Annotated in this window: 11 protein-coding genes; 5 read left to right on the forward strand and 6 right to left on the reverse strand. The window is 68.2% G+C overall.

Features of this window, described 5'->3' with window-relative positions; genetic code table 11:
- Window positions 1–6 precede the first annotated feature (6 nt).
- The 3 genes from astB to HWX22_RS29140 all read left to right on the forward strand — a co-directional run bounded on the left by astB (window position 7) and on the right by HWX22_RS29140 (window position 3,554).
- On the forward strand, window positions 7–1,347 hold the full coding sequence (astB, locus tag HWX22_RS29130; RefSeq protein WP_059815932.1) for an N-succinylarginine dihydrolase: 1,341 nt from the start codon (window positions 7–9) through the stop codon (window positions 1,345–1,347).
- A 7-nt stretch (window positions 1,348–1,354) separates the two neighbouring features.
- Window positions 1,355–2,404: a succinylglutamate desuccinylase gene (gene astE / locus HWX22_RS29135; RefSeq protein WP_175916899.1), complete on the forward strand. Its 1,050-nt coding sequence runs from the start codon at window positions 1,355–1,357 to the stop codon at window positions 2,402–2,404.
- A 355-nt stretch (window positions 2,405–2,759) separates the two neighbouring features.
- Entirely contained in the window at window positions 2,760–3,554 is a 795-nt protein-coding gene (locus HWX22_RS29140) for an ABC transporter substrate-binding protein (RefSeq protein WP_059467138.1), read from the forward strand.
- Between the two features lie 70 nt (window positions 3,555–3,624).
- On the opposite strand, the gene HWX22_RS29145 is transcribed toward HWX22_RS29140, so the two are convergent.
- Together HWX22_RS29145 and cdpA are read right to left on the reverse strand one after the other, a co-directional pair.
- Window positions 3,625–5,130 (reverse strand): HDOD domain-containing protein, encoded by a 1,506-nt coding sequence (locus HWX22_RS29145; RefSeq protein WP_175916888.1) that lies wholly within the window; start codon window positions 5,128–5,130, stop codon window positions 3,625–3,627.
- A gap of 27 nt (window positions 5,131–5,157) precedes the next feature.
- Window positions 5,158–6,897, reverse strand: coding sequence for a sensor domain-containing phosphodiesterase (cdpA, locus tag HWX22_RS29150; protein ID WP_208456631.1), 1,740 nt, complete (start codon window positions 6,895–6,897; stop codon window positions 5,158–5,160).
- A 279-nt stretch (window positions 6,898–7,176) separates the two neighbouring features.
- Between cdpA and HWX22_RS29155 the strand changes: the two genes are divergently transcribed.
- Window positions 7,177–7,728 (forward strand): peroxiredoxin, encoded by a 552-nt coding sequence (locus HWX22_RS29155; RefSeq protein WP_175916889.1) that lies wholly within the window; start codon window positions 7,177–7,179, stop codon window positions 7,726–7,728.
- A 93-nt stretch (window positions 7,729–7,821) separates the two neighbouring features.
- Here HWX22_RS29155 and HWX22_RS29160 read toward each other — a convergent pair whose 3' ends face one another.
- Window positions 7,822–8,451, reverse strand: a complete 630-nt coding sequence (locus tag HWX22_RS29160; RefSeq protein WP_059815920.1) for an SDR family oxidoreductase — start codon at window positions 8,449–8,451, stop codon at window positions 7,822–7,824.
- A 254-nt stretch (window positions 8,452–8,705) separates the two neighbouring features.
- On the opposite strand from HWX22_RS29160, the gene HWX22_RS29165 reads away from it, so the two are divergent.
- Window positions 8,706–10,178: an NYN domain-containing protein gene (locus HWX22_RS29165; RefSeq protein WP_175916890.1), complete on the forward strand. Its 1,473-nt coding sequence runs from the start codon at window positions 8,706–8,708 to the stop codon at window positions 10,176–10,178.
- A gap of 84 nt (window positions 10,179–10,262) precedes the next feature.
- On the opposite strand, the gene HWX22_RS29170 is transcribed toward HWX22_RS29165, so the two are convergent.
- The 3 genes from HWX22_RS29170 to HWX22_RS29180 form a co-directional block, all read right to left on the reverse strand.
- A complete protein-coding gene (locus HWX22_RS29170) occupies window positions 10,263–10,646 on the reverse strand; it encodes a VOC family protein (RefSeq protein ID WP_347879485.1) in 384 nt (127 codons plus the stop codon).
- Window positions 10,647–10,761: 115 nt separating this feature from the next.
- A complete protein-coding gene (locus tag HWX22_RS29175) occupies window positions 10,762–14,070 on the reverse strand; it encodes an efflux RND transporter permease subunit (protein ID WP_175916892.1) in 3,309 nt (1,102 codons plus the stop codon).
- A gap of 3 nt (window positions 14,071–14,073) precedes the next feature.
- Window positions 14,074–17,193 carry an MdtB/MuxB family multidrug efflux RND transporter permease subunit gene (locus HWX22_RS29180; RefSeq protein ID WP_175916893.1) on the reverse strand — a complete coding sequence of 1,040 codons (3,120 nt, stop codon included), beginning with the start codon at window positions 17,191–17,193 and terminating at the stop codon, window positions 14,074–14,076.
- Window positions 17,194–17,205: the final 12 nt, after the last annotated feature.

Below are 17,205 nucleotides of genomic sequence, written 5' to 3' on the forward strand. Positions count from 1 at the left end.
ACGACGATGAACGCACAAGAAGCCAATTTCGACGGACTCGTCGGCCCGACCCACAACTACGCCGGGCTGTCGTTCGGCAACGTGGCGTCGCTCAACAACGAGAAGTCGGCCGCGAACCCGAAGGCCGCCGCGAAGCAGGGGCTGCGCAAGATGAAGCAGCTCGCGGATCTCGGTTTCGCGCAAGGCGTGCTGCCGCCGCAGGAGCGCCCGTCGCTGCGCCTGTTGCGCGAGCTCGGCTTCTCCGGCAAGGACGCGGACGTGATCGCGAAGGCCGCGAAGCAGGCGCCCGAATTGCTCGCCGCGGCGAGCTCGGCGTCGGCGATGTGGACCGCGAATGCGGCGACCGTCAGCCCGTCGGCCGACACGAGCGACGGCCGCGTGCACTTCACGCCGGCCAACCTGTGCAGCAAGCTGCATCGCGCGATCGAGCACGAGGCGACGCGCCGCACGCTGTCGACGCTGTTCGCCGATCCCGCGCACTTCGCGGTGCACGAGGCGCTGACGGGCACGCCGGCACTCGGCGACGAGGGAGCCGCGAACCATACGCGCTTTTGCGCGGAATACGGCCAGCCGGGCGTCGAGTTCTTCGTGTACGGCCGCGCGGAATACCGCCGCGGCCCGGAGCCGAAGCGCTTCCCGGCGCGCCAGACCTTCGAGGCGAGCCGCGCGGTCGCGCATCGCCACGGTCTCGCCGAAACGGCGACGGTCTATGCGCAGCAGGATCCGGACGTGATCGATGCAGGCGTGTTCCACAACGACGTGATCTCGGTGGGCAACCGCGACACGCTGTTCACGCACGAGCGTGCGTTCGTCAACAAGCAGGCGATCTACGACACGCTGACGGCCACGCTCGACGCGCGCGGCGCGCGGCTGAACGTGATCGAGGTGCCCGAAGCGGCCGTGAGCGTGAACGACGCGGTGACGTCGTATCTGTTCAACAGCCAGCTGCTGTCGCGCGCGGACGGCTCGCAGGTGCTCGTCGTGCCGCAGGAATGCCGCGAGAACGCGAACGTCGCCGCCTATCTGGATCAGCTCGCGGCCGGCAACGGCCCGATCCGCGACGTGCTTGTGTTCGACCTGCGCGAAAGTATGAAGAACGGCGGCGGCCCCGCGTGCCTGCGCCTGCGCGTCGTGCTGAACGAAGCCGAGCGTGCGGCCGTCACGTCGAACGTGTGGATCAACGACACGCTGTTCGCGTCGCTCGACGCGTGGATCGAAAAGCATTACCGCGATCGTCTCGCCCCGGAAGACCTCGCCGATCCGACGCTGCTCGACGAATCGCGCACGGCGCTCGACGAGCTCACGCAGATCCTGCGTGTCGGGTCGCTGTATGACTTCCAGCGCTGAGTCCCGCATGCCGGCCGCCGCGCTGCTCGACGACTTCCTCGCGTTCACGCTCGCGGGCGACGCGCCGGCCGTGAAGGACGGCACGTGCGCGGACAGTGCGGTGCGCTGGCAATGGCTCGGCGACGGGCTGCTCCAGCTCGAGCCGGCGTTGGCCGACGGGGCCGGCGACGCGGCGAGCGTGCTCGTGTCGGCCGGCGTGCATGGCGACGAGACCGCGCCGATCGAGCTGCTGTCGATGCTCGTGCGCGATCTCGCGGCGGCCACGCTGCCGCTCGCGTGCCGATTGCTCGTCGTGCTCGGCAACGTGCCGGCGATGCGCGCGGGCGAACGCTATCTCGACGACGACCTGAACCGCCTGTTCAGCGGCCGCCACACGCAAGTGCCCGCGAGTCGCGAAGCGCCGCGCGCGGCGCAGCTTGAAGCGGCGGCCGCCGCGTTCTTCGCGGCCGCGCCGGCGGGCGGCGCGCGCTGGCACGTCGACATGCACACGGCGATCCGCGCATCGGTGTTCGAGCAGTTCGCGCTGCTGCCGCACACGGGCACGCCGCCGACCCGCGCGATGATCGAATGGCTCGGCGATGCGCGCATCGCGGCCGTGCTGCTGCATACCGCGAAGGGCAATACGTATTCGCATTACACGGCCGAGCATTGCGGCACGCTCGCATGCACGCTCGAACTCGGCAAGGTGCGGCCGTTCGGCCAGAACGATCTGTCGCGCTTCGCGCCGGCGGACCGCGCGGTGCGCAAGCTCGTCTCGGGCGGGTGGGGCGGCCGTCCGCCGCGCGACGTCGACCATCCGCCGTTGCCGCGCGTGTTCACCGTCATCGACCAGATCACGAAGCAGAGCGACGCGCTCGAATTGTTCGTCGCGGCCGACGTCGCGAACTTCACCGCGTTCGCGCGCGGCACCGTGCTCGCGCAGGACGGCGACTATCGCTATACGGTGCAGCACGACGAGGAGCGCATCGTGTTTCCGAATCCGACCGTGAAGCCGGGTTTGCGCGCGGGCCTGCTCGTCATCGACACGACGCGCGAGACGCTCGCCGCACTCGTCTGACAAAAAAACGGTTGCGCGCGGCTTCGGTGATCCGTCGCCCGCGCATCGTCCCGCGGCATCCCCGAATTGCGTCGACGCACGCATGCCGCGCAGACGGCCCGCGCGTCGCGCCTTGCGTATTTGCGACATCGTCTTGCAAGTTCGACGGCGCATCCGGCCGTCATCGCGCATGCAGTGCAGCATCGTGTGCCGGCGGCCGCTTTGCCGTATCAGGCCGCGCGGATTGGTACAATCGCGGCCTTGCGGCTGTTGCGCCGCATCAAGGCACGGCATCGGCGTTGTCGTTGTCATCCGACCCTGCAATGATGCATGTGCCCGTAGTTCCGGAACATTCGAGTATCGAGGAGAACACCTGATGAAGTTGGATTGGCGTAAAGTGGCCGCGCATGCGGTAGTGGCGGCATCGGCCGTGGCGGCAGGCAGCGCGATGGCTGCGGATCTGAAGGAGATCCGGTTCGGCGTCGAGGCCTCGTACGCGCCGTTCGAATACAAGACGCCCGACGGCAAGCTGACCGGCTTCGACATCGACATCGGCAACGCGGTGTGCGCGAAGCTGAAGACGAAGTGCGTGTGGGTCGAGAACGACTTCGACGGCCTGATCCCCGCGCTGCAGGCGCGCAAGTTCGATGCGATCAACTCGGACATGACGATCACCGACCAGCGCAAGCACGCGATCGCGTTCACCGATCCGATCTACACGATTCCGAACCAGCTGATCGCGAAGCAGGGCAGCGGCCTGCTGCCGACCCCGCAAGCGCTGAAGGGCAAGCGCGTCGGCGTGCTGCAGGGCACGATCCAGGAAGCGTACGCGAAGAAGAAGTGGGCGCCGGCCGGCGTCGACGTCGTGCCGTACCAGACGCAAGACCTGGCCTACGCCGACCTGAAGTCGGGCCGTCTCGACGCGACGTTCCAGGATTCGGAAGCGGGCTCGAAGGGTTTCCTGTCGAAGCCGCAAGGCCAGGGCTTCGGCTTCGCCGGTGGCACGGTGAGCGATGCGGAGATCCTCGGCTCGGGCGTCGGTTTCGGCCTGCGCAAGAACGACGCGGCGCTGAAGACGGCGCTCGATCAGGCGCTGAAGGAACTGAAGGCCGACGGCACGATCGACAACCTCGCGAAGAAGTACTTCAGCGTGCCGGTCACGCTCAAGTAAGCGTTTCAATCCGTCGCACCATGCAGCCGGCCGCTTTCGCGGCCGGTTTGCTTTTGGGGCGCCGCTTGCGTTACGCGGGGAAGAACCGTCCCAGTTCGCGCGCGAGCTCGTTGAGCACGCTCATCTCCTGCTGCGTGATCTTGCGCGCCGGCTGCGCACCGGCCCAGTCGCCGTACAGCAGGCCGACGGTCTTCGTGCCGACGCGCACCGGCAGCAGCACGAACGCGCGCGTGTCGGGAAGCGCATCGAGATACCACGCGGGCAGGCGCTTCACCATCTTCGGGTCCTGCGCCTGCTCGATGAAGATGCCGACCGAGTTCGTGATCGCGAGATGGAACACGTCCGGCTCGAAGCGCTCGTCGAAGCACAGGCGGTCGAGCGCCGCGTCGACGTCCGGGCCGAAGCCGAGTCGCGCGGCGAACGCGCCGTCTTCACGGCGCACGAACATCACGGTGCGCGTGAACGCGAGGCCCGCCAGCAGGCTTTCCGACGCGAGCGCGAGCACCGGCGTCAGCACATGCTCGGACGGCAGCGCGCGCAGGTCCGCGAGGCCGGCTTCGAGGCATGCCTCGGGCTCGGGCTGCGCCCGCGCGATCGCGTCGGCGTTCGCGCGCAGCTCGACGATCTCGCGCATCACGGTGTCGCTCGCCTCCTCGCGTGCGAGCCGGTCGGCGATTTCCACCAGCGCGCCGGCGTCGATGTCCAGTTCCTGCTCGTAGTGCTGCGCGAGCACTGCGATATGCGCATCGCGCTGCGGGCCCGCGGGCATCGCGAGCGCACCGGCGACGTCGGTCGAGCAGCGGCTCACCGCGCGCAGCCAGCGCACGCGCTCGGGGCTGTCGTCGGCGCAGGCGTCGCGGGGCCGCTGGCGGTCTTCGTCGATGTCGTCCTCGTCGGCGCTGGCCGCGTGTGCGCCGTCGCCGTCGGCCATGCCCGCGCGGATCACGTCGGGCAGCCGCCAGCTCGCGGCGGCCTCGAGACCGATCTCGTCGAAGCCGACGCCCAGCACGTCGACGCACGCGGCCGCTTCGTCGCCGTTCAGCTCGGCGGCGCGGCGGCGGATCCGGTCCCATTCGCTGTCGAGATAGCAGACCACCAGCAGCTTGCCGACCTGACGCATCAGCGTGCAGACGACGGCTTCCTCGCCGCCGCGCAACTCGGCATGCTCGGTCAGCTTGCGGGCGACGCAGCCGGACAGCAGCGCGCGGTTCAGCTCGAGCTTCGCGTCGATGCGGCGCGGGGTGCTGTGGTGGAAATGGTCGACCAGCTTGAGCCCGACGACGAGATGGCCGACGGTGTCCATGCCGAGCACCATCAGCGCCCGCGTGACGGTCGTGATGTTGCCGCCGAACGCCATGTACATCGCGGAATTGGCGAGCCGCAGGACTTTCTGCGTGAGCGCGAAATCCGACAGCACGACGCGCACGAGCGCGGTGAAGTCGAGATCGTCGTTCTTCATCGCGGCCATCGTCGCGCGCAGCGACTCCGACAGCAGCGGGAAGTCGCCCCGTTCGTTCATCCGGGCCCACAGCTTGTCGAGCAGCGCCGTGCGGGGCAGGTGTGCGGTGATTGACATACGGATCTATCCGGTTCGCCGCGCGCGTCAGGCGGCGTGCAGGCGCAACTGCTGCGCCTCGAAGCGCCGCGCGAGCTCCTCGGACGGCAGCGCCTGACAGACGAGCCAGCCCTGGATGTGGTTGCAGCCCATCTCGGTCAGCAGCTCGCGCTGCGCCTCGGTCTCGACGCCTTCCGCGACGAGCTCGAGATCGAGCGTTTGCGCGAGGCCGACCACCGCCGACACGATCGCGCGATCGTTGCGCGACGTCAGCAGGTTCTCGACGAAGCTGCGGTCGATCTTCAGCTTCGCGAGCGGGAAGCGCTGCAGGTACGCGAGGCTCGAATAGCCGGTACCGAAATCGTCGATCGCGAAGCGGATGCCGAGCGCGGTCAGCTCCTCCAGCAGCCCCTTCGCCTGCACGGGGTCGTGCATCAGCAGGCTTTCGGTGATTTCCAGCACGATGCGGCGCGGGTCGATGCCCGTCAGCGCGATCGCCTCGCGCACGCTCTGCGTGAAGCGTGGGTCGCGGAACTGCTGCGGCGACACGTTGACCGCCACGTACTGCAGCGCGAGCCCCTGGCGATCCCAGGCGACGAGCTGCATGCACGCGGCCTTGAGCACCCAGTTGCCGAGATAGTTGATGAGGCCGATCGATTCGGCGAGCGGAATGAAGGTCGCCGGGGGCACGAGGCCGTGCACCGGATGGCGCCAGCGGATCAGCGCCTCCACGCCGTCCACCGTCCCCGACTGGCTGCGCGTGATCGGCTGGAAGTGCAGCGAAAACTCGCCGTTGCGCACGCCGTCGTACAGGTCGGCCTCGAGCTTCAGCCGTTCCGCGTCGGCCGGATCGTCGACCGGTTCATGGAACGCGAGCGCATTGCCGCCGGACGCCTTTGCCTGCGCGAGCGCATGGTCGGCGCGGCGCAGCAGCGGGCTGTGATGCTGGGCGCGATGGGGCGCGGCGCGCTCGTCCGGGTACAGCGCGATGCCGATGCTCGCGGACAAGTGGACGGTCTGCCCCTGATACGCGTAAGGTTCGCGCACCGCGGCCTGCAGCCGGCGCGCGAGCGCGTCGGCGGCATTGCTCGCGCGCGTGCGGTCCGGCGCGGTGAACACGATCGCGAACTTGTCGCTCGCGACGCGCGCGAGCTGTTCGCCGGGTGCGACGAGCGCCTGCAGCCGCTGCGCGGTGTCGCGCAGCAGCGTGTCGCCGGCGTCGTAGCCGAGCGCGCGGTTGATGCGCTGGTAGTCGTCGAGGTCGAGCAGCAGCAGCGCCGCGCAGGTGCCGCTTTCGTCGGCGGCCTGCTGCGCGCGCATCAGCGCGGGCACGAGCGCGGACAGATTGTCGAGCCCCGTCATCGGATCGTGGTGCATCTCGTACGTCAGGCGCGCCTCGAGCGCGCGCCAGGCCGACACGTCGAAGGCCGCGATCGCGAAGCCGTCGACGCCGTGGTGGCGGCTCTTGAACGCGCGGATCTCGACGTCGAGCGGGTAGGTGAGCGACTTGACGATGCACATCGTCGCCTTCTCGACCTGGCCGGAACGCGCGGCGCGCGCAAGCAGGCCTTCGAGCACCGCGGTATCCTGTTCCGCGATCAGGTCGCGCAGCGTCAGCGTGTGCAGGTAGTCGCGGTGATAACCGATGAAGCGCAGGCTCGCGTCGGACACGTACAGAAAGCGCAGCTCGCGGTCGACATGGGCGAGGAAATCCACCGTGCCGACCGTCTGTTCCAGCCAGTTGCGCACGGTGTCGTCGCGGCGCGGCGCGCCGGCGCGCGCAGGCATCAGCGCGCCGCCCGACCAGGCGAAGCGGCGCAGCGTATGCAAGGCATTGCGCCAGGAGCCCTTGCGTGGCGTCTGTTTCCTGTTGGCTTCCATGTATCTCGCTGACGTGAAGGGCTGGAACCGGCTGTCCGGAAGGAATAACGGCAGACTGCGCGGAATCTTTAACCGGCCGGCCGCGGCTGGCGCTGCCGCCGGGCCGGGTCGTGCACACCGGCGTTCGACAGGCGAACGCCGGTATGGCCTACATCGAGGCTGACTTTATAAGAAATGAGGACGCAGATGAAGCGAAAACTGTTGGTGGGCGGCGCGGCGGCGCTGCTGGTGGCCGGCCATGCGCTGGTCGCGCAGGCGCAACTGAAGCCGGGCGACGCGGCGCCCGACTTCACGACGCAGGCGTCGCTGGGCGGCAAGACTTACACGTACTCGCTGGCCGATGCGTTGAAGCACGGCCCGGTCGTGCTGTACTTCTACCCGGCCGCGTTCACGAAGGGTTGCACCATCGAGGCGCATGCGTTCGCGGATGCCGTCGATCGTTACAAGGCTTACGGCGCGACGGTGATCGGCGTATCCGCGGACAACATCGACACGCTGACGAAGTTCTCGGTGAGCGAGTGCCGCAGCAAGTTCCCGGTCGCGGCCGATCCGGACGCGAAGATCATCCGCGAATACGACGCGAAGCTGCCCGCGCTCGATCGTGCGAACCGCGTGTCCTACGTGATTTCGCCGGAGGGGAAGGTGCTGTACGAATACACGAGCCTGTCGCCCGACAAGCACGTCGAGAACACCCTCGGCGCGGTGAAGGCGTGGGCTGACGCGCATCCGAAGCCGTAAGCGGCAGTCAGCAAGCGCGCAGTAAAGCGGCCCGCATCGCGGGCCGCCGGCACGACGAAAACGCGCCGCCCGGGCGGGCGGCGCAGGCGTGCGTTACGCGCGCAATGCCTGTTCGATCGGCACGCTGCCGCCGACGAAGCCGATGACCTTGCGCGAAATGCCGAGCTTGATCGCCTCGATCGCGGCCCATGCGACATCCTGGCGTGACACCGGCGGCGCCGGGTCGAGCGGCTCCTCGGTCAGCGCGATCTTGCCGACGCCCGGGCCGTCCGCGAGCGGGCCGGGGCGCAGGATCACGTAGTCGATGCCCGATGCGATCACGCGGTCGTCGCCTTCGCGCTTCATCCGCGAATAGTGGCGCAGCGCGTCGCCGCTGCGCTCCGGCCAGTACGCGCTCAGCGAACTGATCACGACCAGCTTCTGCACGTTGTAGGCGAGCGCATGCTCGGCCGTGCGCGCGACCGCGTCGCGGTCGATCTGCTCCTCTTCGGCGGCGCCTTCCGATTCCGCCGAGCCGGCCGCGTAGATCACGTGCGTGATGCCCTGGAACGCGTGCGAGAAATCGCCCGTCAGATCGGCCTCGACGACCTTCGCGCCCGGCAGCGCATAGCCGTGCCGGCGCACCAGCGCAGTCACCTCGAATTCCGGCTGCTCGAGCAGCAGATCCGCGCAGGCTCGACCCGTGCGGCCGGTCGCGCCAATCAGCAATACCTTCGTCGTCATGAAACCGCTCCTTGCGCGATGCGTCATCCTCCCAGATAGGGACGGACGACCGATACTCAAGTGTATGTCGATTTGGGGAGGCGGCGCGCGGGTAATTGGGGCTGTACCGCTCCGTAACGGCCGGCGCGGCACCCCGTTATCCGCGCGGTCGCGCGCATGGATGGCGGAATCGACCCGCCGACCGGCTATCATGTGCGCGATGCATTTTTCGCCGCTACGCAATACAACGCGGCGACCAACCGGTTGGAGTACACATGGCATTACCCCTGGACAACGTCAGCATGGCCGTGTTCTGCGACTTCGAGAACGTCGCGCTCGGCGTGCGCGACGCGAAGTACGAGAAATTCGACATCAAGCCCGTGCTGGAGCGGCTGCTGCTGAAAGGCAGCATCGTCGTGAAGAAGGCGTATTGCGACTGGGAGCGCTACAAGGGCTTCAAGGCGTCGATGCACGAGGCGAGCTTCGAACTGATCGAGATTCCGCACGTGCGCCAGTCGGGCAAGAATTCGGCCGACATCCGGCTCGTCGTGGACGCGCTCGACCTCTGCTACACGAAGTCGCACGTCGATACGTTCGTGATCATCAGCGGCGACTCGGATTTCTCGCCGCTCGTGTCGAAGCTGCGCGAGAACGCGAAGAAGGTGATCGGCGTCGGCGTGAAGAAGTCGACCTCGGACCTGCTGGTCGCGAACTGCGACGAATTCATTTTCTACGACGACCTGGTGCGCGAGCAGCAGCGCGCGCTGGCGAAGCGCGAACAGCAGCGCACGGGCAACGGCGGCGCGAAGCGCGCCGACGAGCCGTCGCGCAAGCCGGAGCTGGAAGTGCGCCGGAGCGAGGCGATCGCGCTCGCGGTCGAGACGTTCGACGCGCTGGCATCGGAGCGCGACGACGTCGGCAAGATCTGGGCGTCGGTGCTCAAGAGCGCGATCAAGCGCCGCAAGCCGGATTTCAACGAGTCGTATTACGGCTTCCGTGCGTTCGGCAACCTGCTCGACGAAGCGCAGGCGCGCGGCCTGCTCGAGGTGGGGCGCGACGACAAGTCGGGCGCGTTCGTGTCGCGGCCGCGCCAGTCCGCCACGGCGGCCGAGCCGATGGCGGCGCGTGAAACGGGTGGCGCGCAGCACGGTCACGGCGGGCGCCACGGCGAGGCTGCAACGGCCGAGCGTGAGCCGCGGCATCGCGGGCAGCGTGCGGAAGCGGCCGTTCACGAAAGCGTGCAGGTCGATGCCGAAGAGGCGGACCTCGTCGACGTCGTGAGCGACGCGGCGCACGTGCCGGCCGCGACGGCTGAAGCGAATGAAGCAGCCGAGGCGCACGGCGACGCGAAGGACGGCCGCAAGCGCGCGCGCAAGAGCGCGGCGAAGAAGACCGGCGCGAAGAAGGGTGGCGAAGCGAAGGGCGCCGGCCGTCACGCGGCGGCTAAGCCGGACGAGGCTGCGCACGGCGGCGCCAAGCACGGCGGCGAGAAACATGCCGAAGCGCCTCATCGCGACGCGGAGCACGGTGAGGATCGCCACGTCGCGGCGCAGCATGCGGCGCCGACGGCCGGCGAGCACGGTGCCTCGACGGCGGCCGCGCAGCCGCCGCACGAAGCAGCACCGGCTGCCGAATCGACCGGTGAAGCGGCTGTCGAAGCGGCACCCGGCGCCAAGCCGAAGAAGCCGGCCCGCAAGACGGCGACCCGCGCGCGTCGCCCGCGCAAGACGGCAGCCGCCGCCGAGTAACGGCGTCACGGCGGGGCGGCATCCGATCGGGGGCGCCGCCCGCGTCGCCACGTCGGCCGGTGCAATGCCGGCCGACGCGTTCGGCTATCCGTTCAGCACGTATGGCTGCGTCATCACTTCGAGGAAGTGACCGTCCGGATCGTCGAAGTACACACCGCGCCCGCCGTTGTGGCGGGAGATGTCGCCGGTATGCCGTTTCGCAGGATCGGCCCAGTGCGGTAGCCCGCGCTCGCGAATGCGCGCGAACACGCGATCGAAGCCGGCCTCGTCGGTCAGGAAAGCGTAATGCTGGGCCGTGATGTCTCCCTCTTTTTCGTAGAAGTCGAGCGACACGCCGTTGTCGAGCTGGACGACCAGCATCGCGCCGAACGGCGTCGGCGCCGGCAGTTCCAGAAGCTCGGTGAGGAAGCGGCTCGACGCGTGCTTGTCGCGGCACCAGACGATCGTATGGTTCAGCTGGACGTTCATGGCGGGTCCCCGGGAAGGGGCGCGAGGGTGGGCATGGACACACGATAGCCGATCACGGCTGGCGTGCAAGCCCGTCACGCGGCCGCTTGATGCGGCCGCGTGCCCCGTTACCCGCTTACTCACCCGCCACCGCCGGTCCGCCAGGGTTGCCGCGGCGGTTGCGGCGCTTTTCGCCCCACACGCGGAACCGGTCCATGTACAGATAGACGACCGGCGTCGTGTATAGCGTCAGCACCTGCGACATGATCAGGCCGCCGGCGATCGCGATCCCGAGCGGCGCACGCAGCTCGGCGCCGTCACCGCTGCCGAACGCGAGCGGCAGCGCGCCGAGGAGCGCCGCCATCGTCGTCATCATGATCGGCCGGAAGCGCAGCAGGCACGCCTCGTGGATCGCATCGAACGACGACTTGTTGCCGTTGCGCGTCTGGTCGATCGCGAAGTCGACCATCATGATCGCGTTCTTCTTCACGATACCGATCAGCAGGATCACGCCGATCAGCGCGATGATGCTGAACTCGGTCTTGAACAGCAGCAGCGCGAGCAGGGCGCCGACGCCGGCCGACGGCAGCGTCGACAGGATCGTGATCGGGTGGATGTAGCTCTCGTACAGGATCCCGAGCACGATGTAGACCGCCAGGAGTGCCGCGAGGATCAGGATCGGCTGGTTGTTCAGCGACTGCTGGAACGCCTGCGCGGTGCCCTGGAAGCTGCCGACGATCGTCGGCGGCACGCCGATCTGCGCCATCGTCTGGTAGATCACCTGGGTCGCCTCCGACAGCGACACGCCCGGCGGTAGGTTGAACGAGATCGTCGTCGCGACGAACAGCCCCTGGTGGTTGACCGACAGCGGCGTCGTGCTCGGGCCGAAGGTCGCGATCGCGGACAGCGGGATCATCGTCGACTTCGACGTCGACACCGCCGCGCCCGACGACGCGCTCGACTTGCCGCTCGACGCGATCGAGTTCAGCGCCTGGTTGCGCGCCGAATCGGACGCGATCGCCGCGGCGCTGGTGGCGGCCGTCCCGGCGCTCGACGTGCCGGCCGAGGTCGCGACGAAGGTGCCGGCCGCGGCGTTGGTCGTCTGCGAGCCGTTCGCGCTGCCGCCCGACGTGCTGATCCACACCTGGTTCAGCATCTCCGGGCTCTGCCAGTATTTCGGCGCGACTTCCATCACGACGTGGTACTGGTTCAGCGGGTTGTAGATCGTCGAGACCTGGCGCTGGCCGAACGCGTCGTACAGCGTGTTGTCGATCTGTGCGGGCTTGATGCCGAGCCGCGCGGCGGTCGCACGGTCGATCGTCACCATCGCCTCGAGGCCGCCTTGCTGCTGGTCGGAGTTCACGTCGGTCAGCTCGGCGCGCTTTTGCAGCGCCTCGGTCAGCAGCGGGCCCCACTTGTACAGCTCGGCGCTCGAATCGCCGAGCAGCGTGAACTGGTACTGCGCATTGCTCTGCCGGCCGCCGACGCGGATGTCCTGCGCGGCCTGCAGGAACGTGCGCGCACCCGCGACGTCCGCGAGCGGCTTGCGCAACTGCTGGATCACCTGGTCGGCCGACAGCTTGCGCTCGGTGCGGTCCTTCAGCGTGACGAACATGAAGCCGGAGTTGGTCTGCGTGCCGCCGGTGAAGCCCGCAACGCTCTTCACGTTCGGGTTGGCCTGCACGATCCGCATCATTTCGGAGAACTTCAGCTTCATCGCCTGGAACGACGTCGACTGGTCGGCCTGGATGCCGCCGATCATCAACCCGGTGTCCTGCTGCGGGAAGAAGCCCTTCGGCACGATGATGTACAGGTAGACGTTCAGGCCGATCGTCGCGAACAGGATCAGCAGGACCAGCAGCGGACGGCGCAGCGCCCACGACAGCGTGCGCTCATAGCCGCGCTGCATCCGCGTGAAGAAGCGCTCGAGGAACCGGCCGAGGCGGCCTTCCTCCTGCACCTCGTGCGACTCGCGCAGCAGCCGCGCGCACATCATCGGCGTGACGGTCAGCGAGACGGCGAGCGACACGCCGATCGCGAGCGACAGCGTCAACGCGAATTCGCGGAACAGGCGCCCGACGATGCCGCCCATCAGCAGGATCGGCAGGAACACCGCGACGAGCGATATGCTCATCGACAGCACGGTGAAGCCGACCTCGCGCGCACCGTCGAACGCAGCCTGCAGCCGCGGCTTGCCGTTCTCGATGTGGCGCGTGATGTTCTCGAGCACGACGATCGCATCGTCGACGACGAAGCCGGTCGCGACGATCAGCGCCATCAGCGACAGGTTGTCGATCGAGAAGCCCAGCAGGTACATCGCGCCGAACGTGCCGATGATCGAGATCGGCACCGCGACGCTCGGAATCAGCGTCGCGCGCCAGTTGCGCAGGAACAGGAACACGACCATCACGACCAGGCTCACCGCGATCAGCAGCGTGTGCTCGGTGTCCTTCAGCGACGCGCGGATCGTCGTCGAACGGTCGAGCACCGGCGTCACCGTGATGTCGGCCGGCAGCGACGCCGTGAGTTGCGGCAGCGCCGCGCGCACGCGGTCGATCGTCTCGATGATGTTCGCGCCGGGCGAGCGGTAGAGGATCACGAGCACCGCGCGCTTGCCGTTCGACAGGCCCAGGTTGCGCAGATCCTCGACGCCGTCGACGACCTCGGACAGGTCGGACAGCCGCACGGCCGCGCCGTTGCGGTAGGCGACGACCAGGTCGCTGTACTGCGACGCCTGCGAGGCCTGGTCGTTCGTATAGAGCTGGTAGTGCTTCGGGCCGAATTCGATCGCGCCCTTCGGGCTGTTCGCGTTCGCGGACGCGAGCGCGGCCCGTACGTCCTCGAGGCCGATTCCGTAGTGGAACAGCGCGTGAGGCTCGAGCTCGACGCGCACGGCCGGGTTCGCGGAGCCGCTGACCGACACCTGGCCAACCCCGTCGATCTGCGACAGCGACTGCTGCAGCACCGTCGACGCGGCGTCGTACAGCTTCGCGGGCGACGACGTTTCGGATGTGAGCGACACGACCATGATCGGCGAATCGGCCGGGTTGACCTTGCGGTACGTCGGGTTGCTCTTCAGCGACGCGGGCAGGTCGGCGCGCGCCGCGTTGATCGCGGCCTGCACGTCGCGCGCGGCGCCGTCGATGTCGCGGTTCAGCCCGAACTGCAGGATGATCCGCGCGTTGCCGACGGTGCTGGTCGACGTCATTTCGCTGACGTCGGCGATCGAGCCGAGGTGCCGCTCAAGTGGGCTCGTCACGCTGGTCGCGACCGTCTCGGGGCTCGCGCCGGGCAGCGACGCCTGCACCGAGATGGTCGGGAAGTCGACCTGGGGCAGCGGCGACACCGGCAGCTTGATGAACGCGAACAGGCCCGCGAGCGCGACGCCGAGCGCGAGCAGCGTCGTCGCGACGGGGCGGGTGATGAAGGGGCGCGACAGGTTCATCGCTTACGCGCCCGTATGCTTGCCGGCGTCGCGGCCGGGGCCGTGCCGTTCGAACCAGCCGCGCACGCGGCGCGCGAGGCTGTCGAAGCCGAGGTAGATCACCGGCGTCGTGAACAGCGTCAGCACCTGCGACACGATCAGGCCGCCCGCGATCGCGATCCCGAGCGGCTGGCGCAGCTCGGAGCCCGCGCCGGCGCCGAAGATCAGCGGCACCGCGCCGAGCAGCGCGGCGAGCGTCGTCATCAGGATCGGCCGGAAGCGCAGCAGACACGCCTGGTAGATCGCCTCGCGCGGTGGCTTGCCTTCGACGCGTTCGGCTTCGAGCGCGAAGTCGATCATCATGATCGCGTTCTTCTTCACGATGCCGATCAGCAGCACGATCCCGATGATCCCGATGATGTCGAGATCGTGCCCGCTGATCATCAGCGCGAGCAGGGCGCCGACGCCGGCCGACGGCAGCGTCGACAGGATCGTGATCGGGTGGATGTAGCTTTCGTACAGCACGCCGAGCACGATGTACATCGTGACGACCGCCGCGAGGATCAGGAACAGCTGGTTCGACAGCGATGCCTGGAACGCGAGCGCCGCGCCCTGGAAGCGCGTCTGGAACGAGCCGGGCAGGCCGATGTCCTTCTCGGCGGCGTCGATCGCCTTCACGGCCTCGCCGAGCGACGCGCCCGGTGCGAGGTTGAACGAGACCGTCGTCGACGGGAACTGCGACAGGTGCGCGACGAGTAGCGGCGACGGCCGTTCGTGGAACGACGCGATCGACGACAGCGGCACCTGGCCGCCGCCCGCGGACGGCAGGTAGATGTCGTTCAGCGATTCGGCGTAGTGCTGGTCCTTCGGCTCCGACTCGAGAATCACGCGGTACTGGTTCGACTGCGTGAAGATGGTCGACACGATGCGCTGGCCGAACGCGTCGTACAGCGCGTTGTCGACGGTCGCCGGCGTGATGCCGAAGCGCGCGGCGCTTGCGCGGTCGATCTCGATGTAGACCGACTGGCCGTTGCTCTGCAGGTCGGTCGCGACGTCGGCGAGCGACGGCTCCTTCTGCAGCCGCGTGACGAGCTTCGGCACCCAGGTCGCGAATTCGTCCGGGTTCGGGCTCGTCAGCATGAACTGGTACTGCGTCGGGCTCACGGTCGAGTCGATCGTCAGGTCCTGCACCGACTGCATGAACAGCGTGATGCCGGTCACGTTCGCGACGCGCTGCTGCAGGTCGCGGATGATCTGCGCGGCCGACTCGGCGCGCTCGTCGCGCGCCTTCAGGTTGATCAGCATCCGGCCGCTGTTCAGCGTGATGTTGCTGCCGTCGACGCCGATGAACGACGTGAGGCTTTCGACGTTCGGATCCTTCAGGATCTCGGCCGCGAGCGCCTGCTGGCGTTCGGCCATCGCGCCGTACGAGATCGATTGCGGCGCCTGCGTGATCGCCTGGATCACGCCGGTATCCTGCGCGGGGAAGAAGCCCTTCGGCACGTACACGTAGAGCAGGGCGGTGAGCCCGAGCGTCAGCAGCGCGACGACGAGCGTCGAGCGCTGGCGGTTCAGCACCCATTCGAGCGCGACCGCGTAGCGCGCGATCACCCAGTCGATCGCGCGGTGCACGCGCGCCTCGAAGCGGTGGCTTTCGGGCGGCGGCGAGTGGCGCAGCAGCTTCGCGCACATCATCGGCACGAGCGTGAGCGACACGATCGCCGAGATCACGATCGTCACCGCGAGCGTGATCGCGAACTCGTGGAACAGCCGGCCGACCACGTCGCCCATGAACAGCAGCGGAATCAGCACCGCGATCAGCGACACCGTCAGCGAGATGATCGTGAAGCCGATCTGCCGCGAGCCCTTCAGCGCGGCCTCGAGCCCCGAATCGCCTTCCTCGACGTAGCGCGCGATGTTCTCGATCATCACGATCGCGTCGTCGACGACGAAGCCGGTCGCGATGGTGAGCGCCATCAGCGACAGGTTGTTCAGCGAGAAGCCGGCCATGTACATCACCGCGAGCGTGCCGATCAGCGACAGCGGCACCGACAGGCTCGGGATGATGGTCGCGTAGATGTTCGCGAGGAACAGGTACATCACCAGCACGACCAGCGCGACCGCGAGCAGCAGCTCGAACTGCACGTCGCGCACGGCGGCGCGGATCATCGTCGTGCGGTCGGTGACGATCTGCACGTCGAGCGCGGCGGGCAGCGTCTCCTGCAGCTTCGGCAGCTGCGCCTTGATCGCGTCGACGGTCGCGATCACGTTCGCGCCCGGCTGGCGCTGCACGTTCAGGATGATCGCGGGCTCGGCGTTCACCCACGCGCCGAGCTTGGTGTTCTCCGAGCCGGCGACGACCTTCGCGACGTCGGTCAGCATCACCGGGCGGCCGCTCTTGTAGGCGACGACCGCGTCGTTGTATTGATCGGCGCTGGTGAGCTGGTCGTTCGCGTTGATCGTGTACGCGCGCGTCGGGCCGTCGAAGTTGCCCTTCGGCGTGTTCACGTTCAGGTTCGAGATCGTCGTGCGCAGATCGTCGAGGTTCATCCCGTACTTCGCGAGCGCGGTCGGGTTCGCCTGGATCCGCACGGCCGGCCGGTTGCCGCCCGACAGGCTGACGAGGCCGACACCCGCGATCTGCGAGATCTTCATCGCGAGGCGCGTGTCGGTCAGGTCCTGTACCTGCGTGAGCGGCAAGGTCTTCGACGTGATGGCCAGCGTCAGCACCGGCGCGTCGGCCGGGTTGACCTTCGCGTAGATCGGCGGGGCGGGCAGGTCGGACGGCAGCAGGTTGCCGGCCGCGTTGATCGCGGCCTGCACTTCCTGTTCGGCGATGTCGAGCGGCAGGTCGAGCGAGAACTGCAGCGTGATCACCGACGCGCCGGCCGAGCTTTGCGACGACATCTGGTTCAGCGACGGCATCTGGCCGAACTGCCGCTCCAGCGGCGCGGTGACCGACGACGTCATCACCTCCGGGCTCGCGCCCGGATAGAAGGTCTGGACCTGGATCGTCGGGTAGTCGACTTCGGGCAGCGCGGCGAGCGGCAGGAAGCGCAGCGCGACGAGACCGGCCAGCATGATCGCCGCCATCAGGAGGGCGGTGCCGACCGGCCGGAGAATGAAGAGGCGGGATGGATTCATCGAGCGGCCCGC

The sequence above is a fragment of the Burkholderia sp. BCC1638 genome, assembly GCF_902833195.1.
In the GTDB taxonomy this organism is placed as follows: Bacteria; Pseudomonadota; Gammaproteobacteria; order Burkholderiales; family Burkholderiaceae; genus Burkholderia; species Burkholderia diffusa.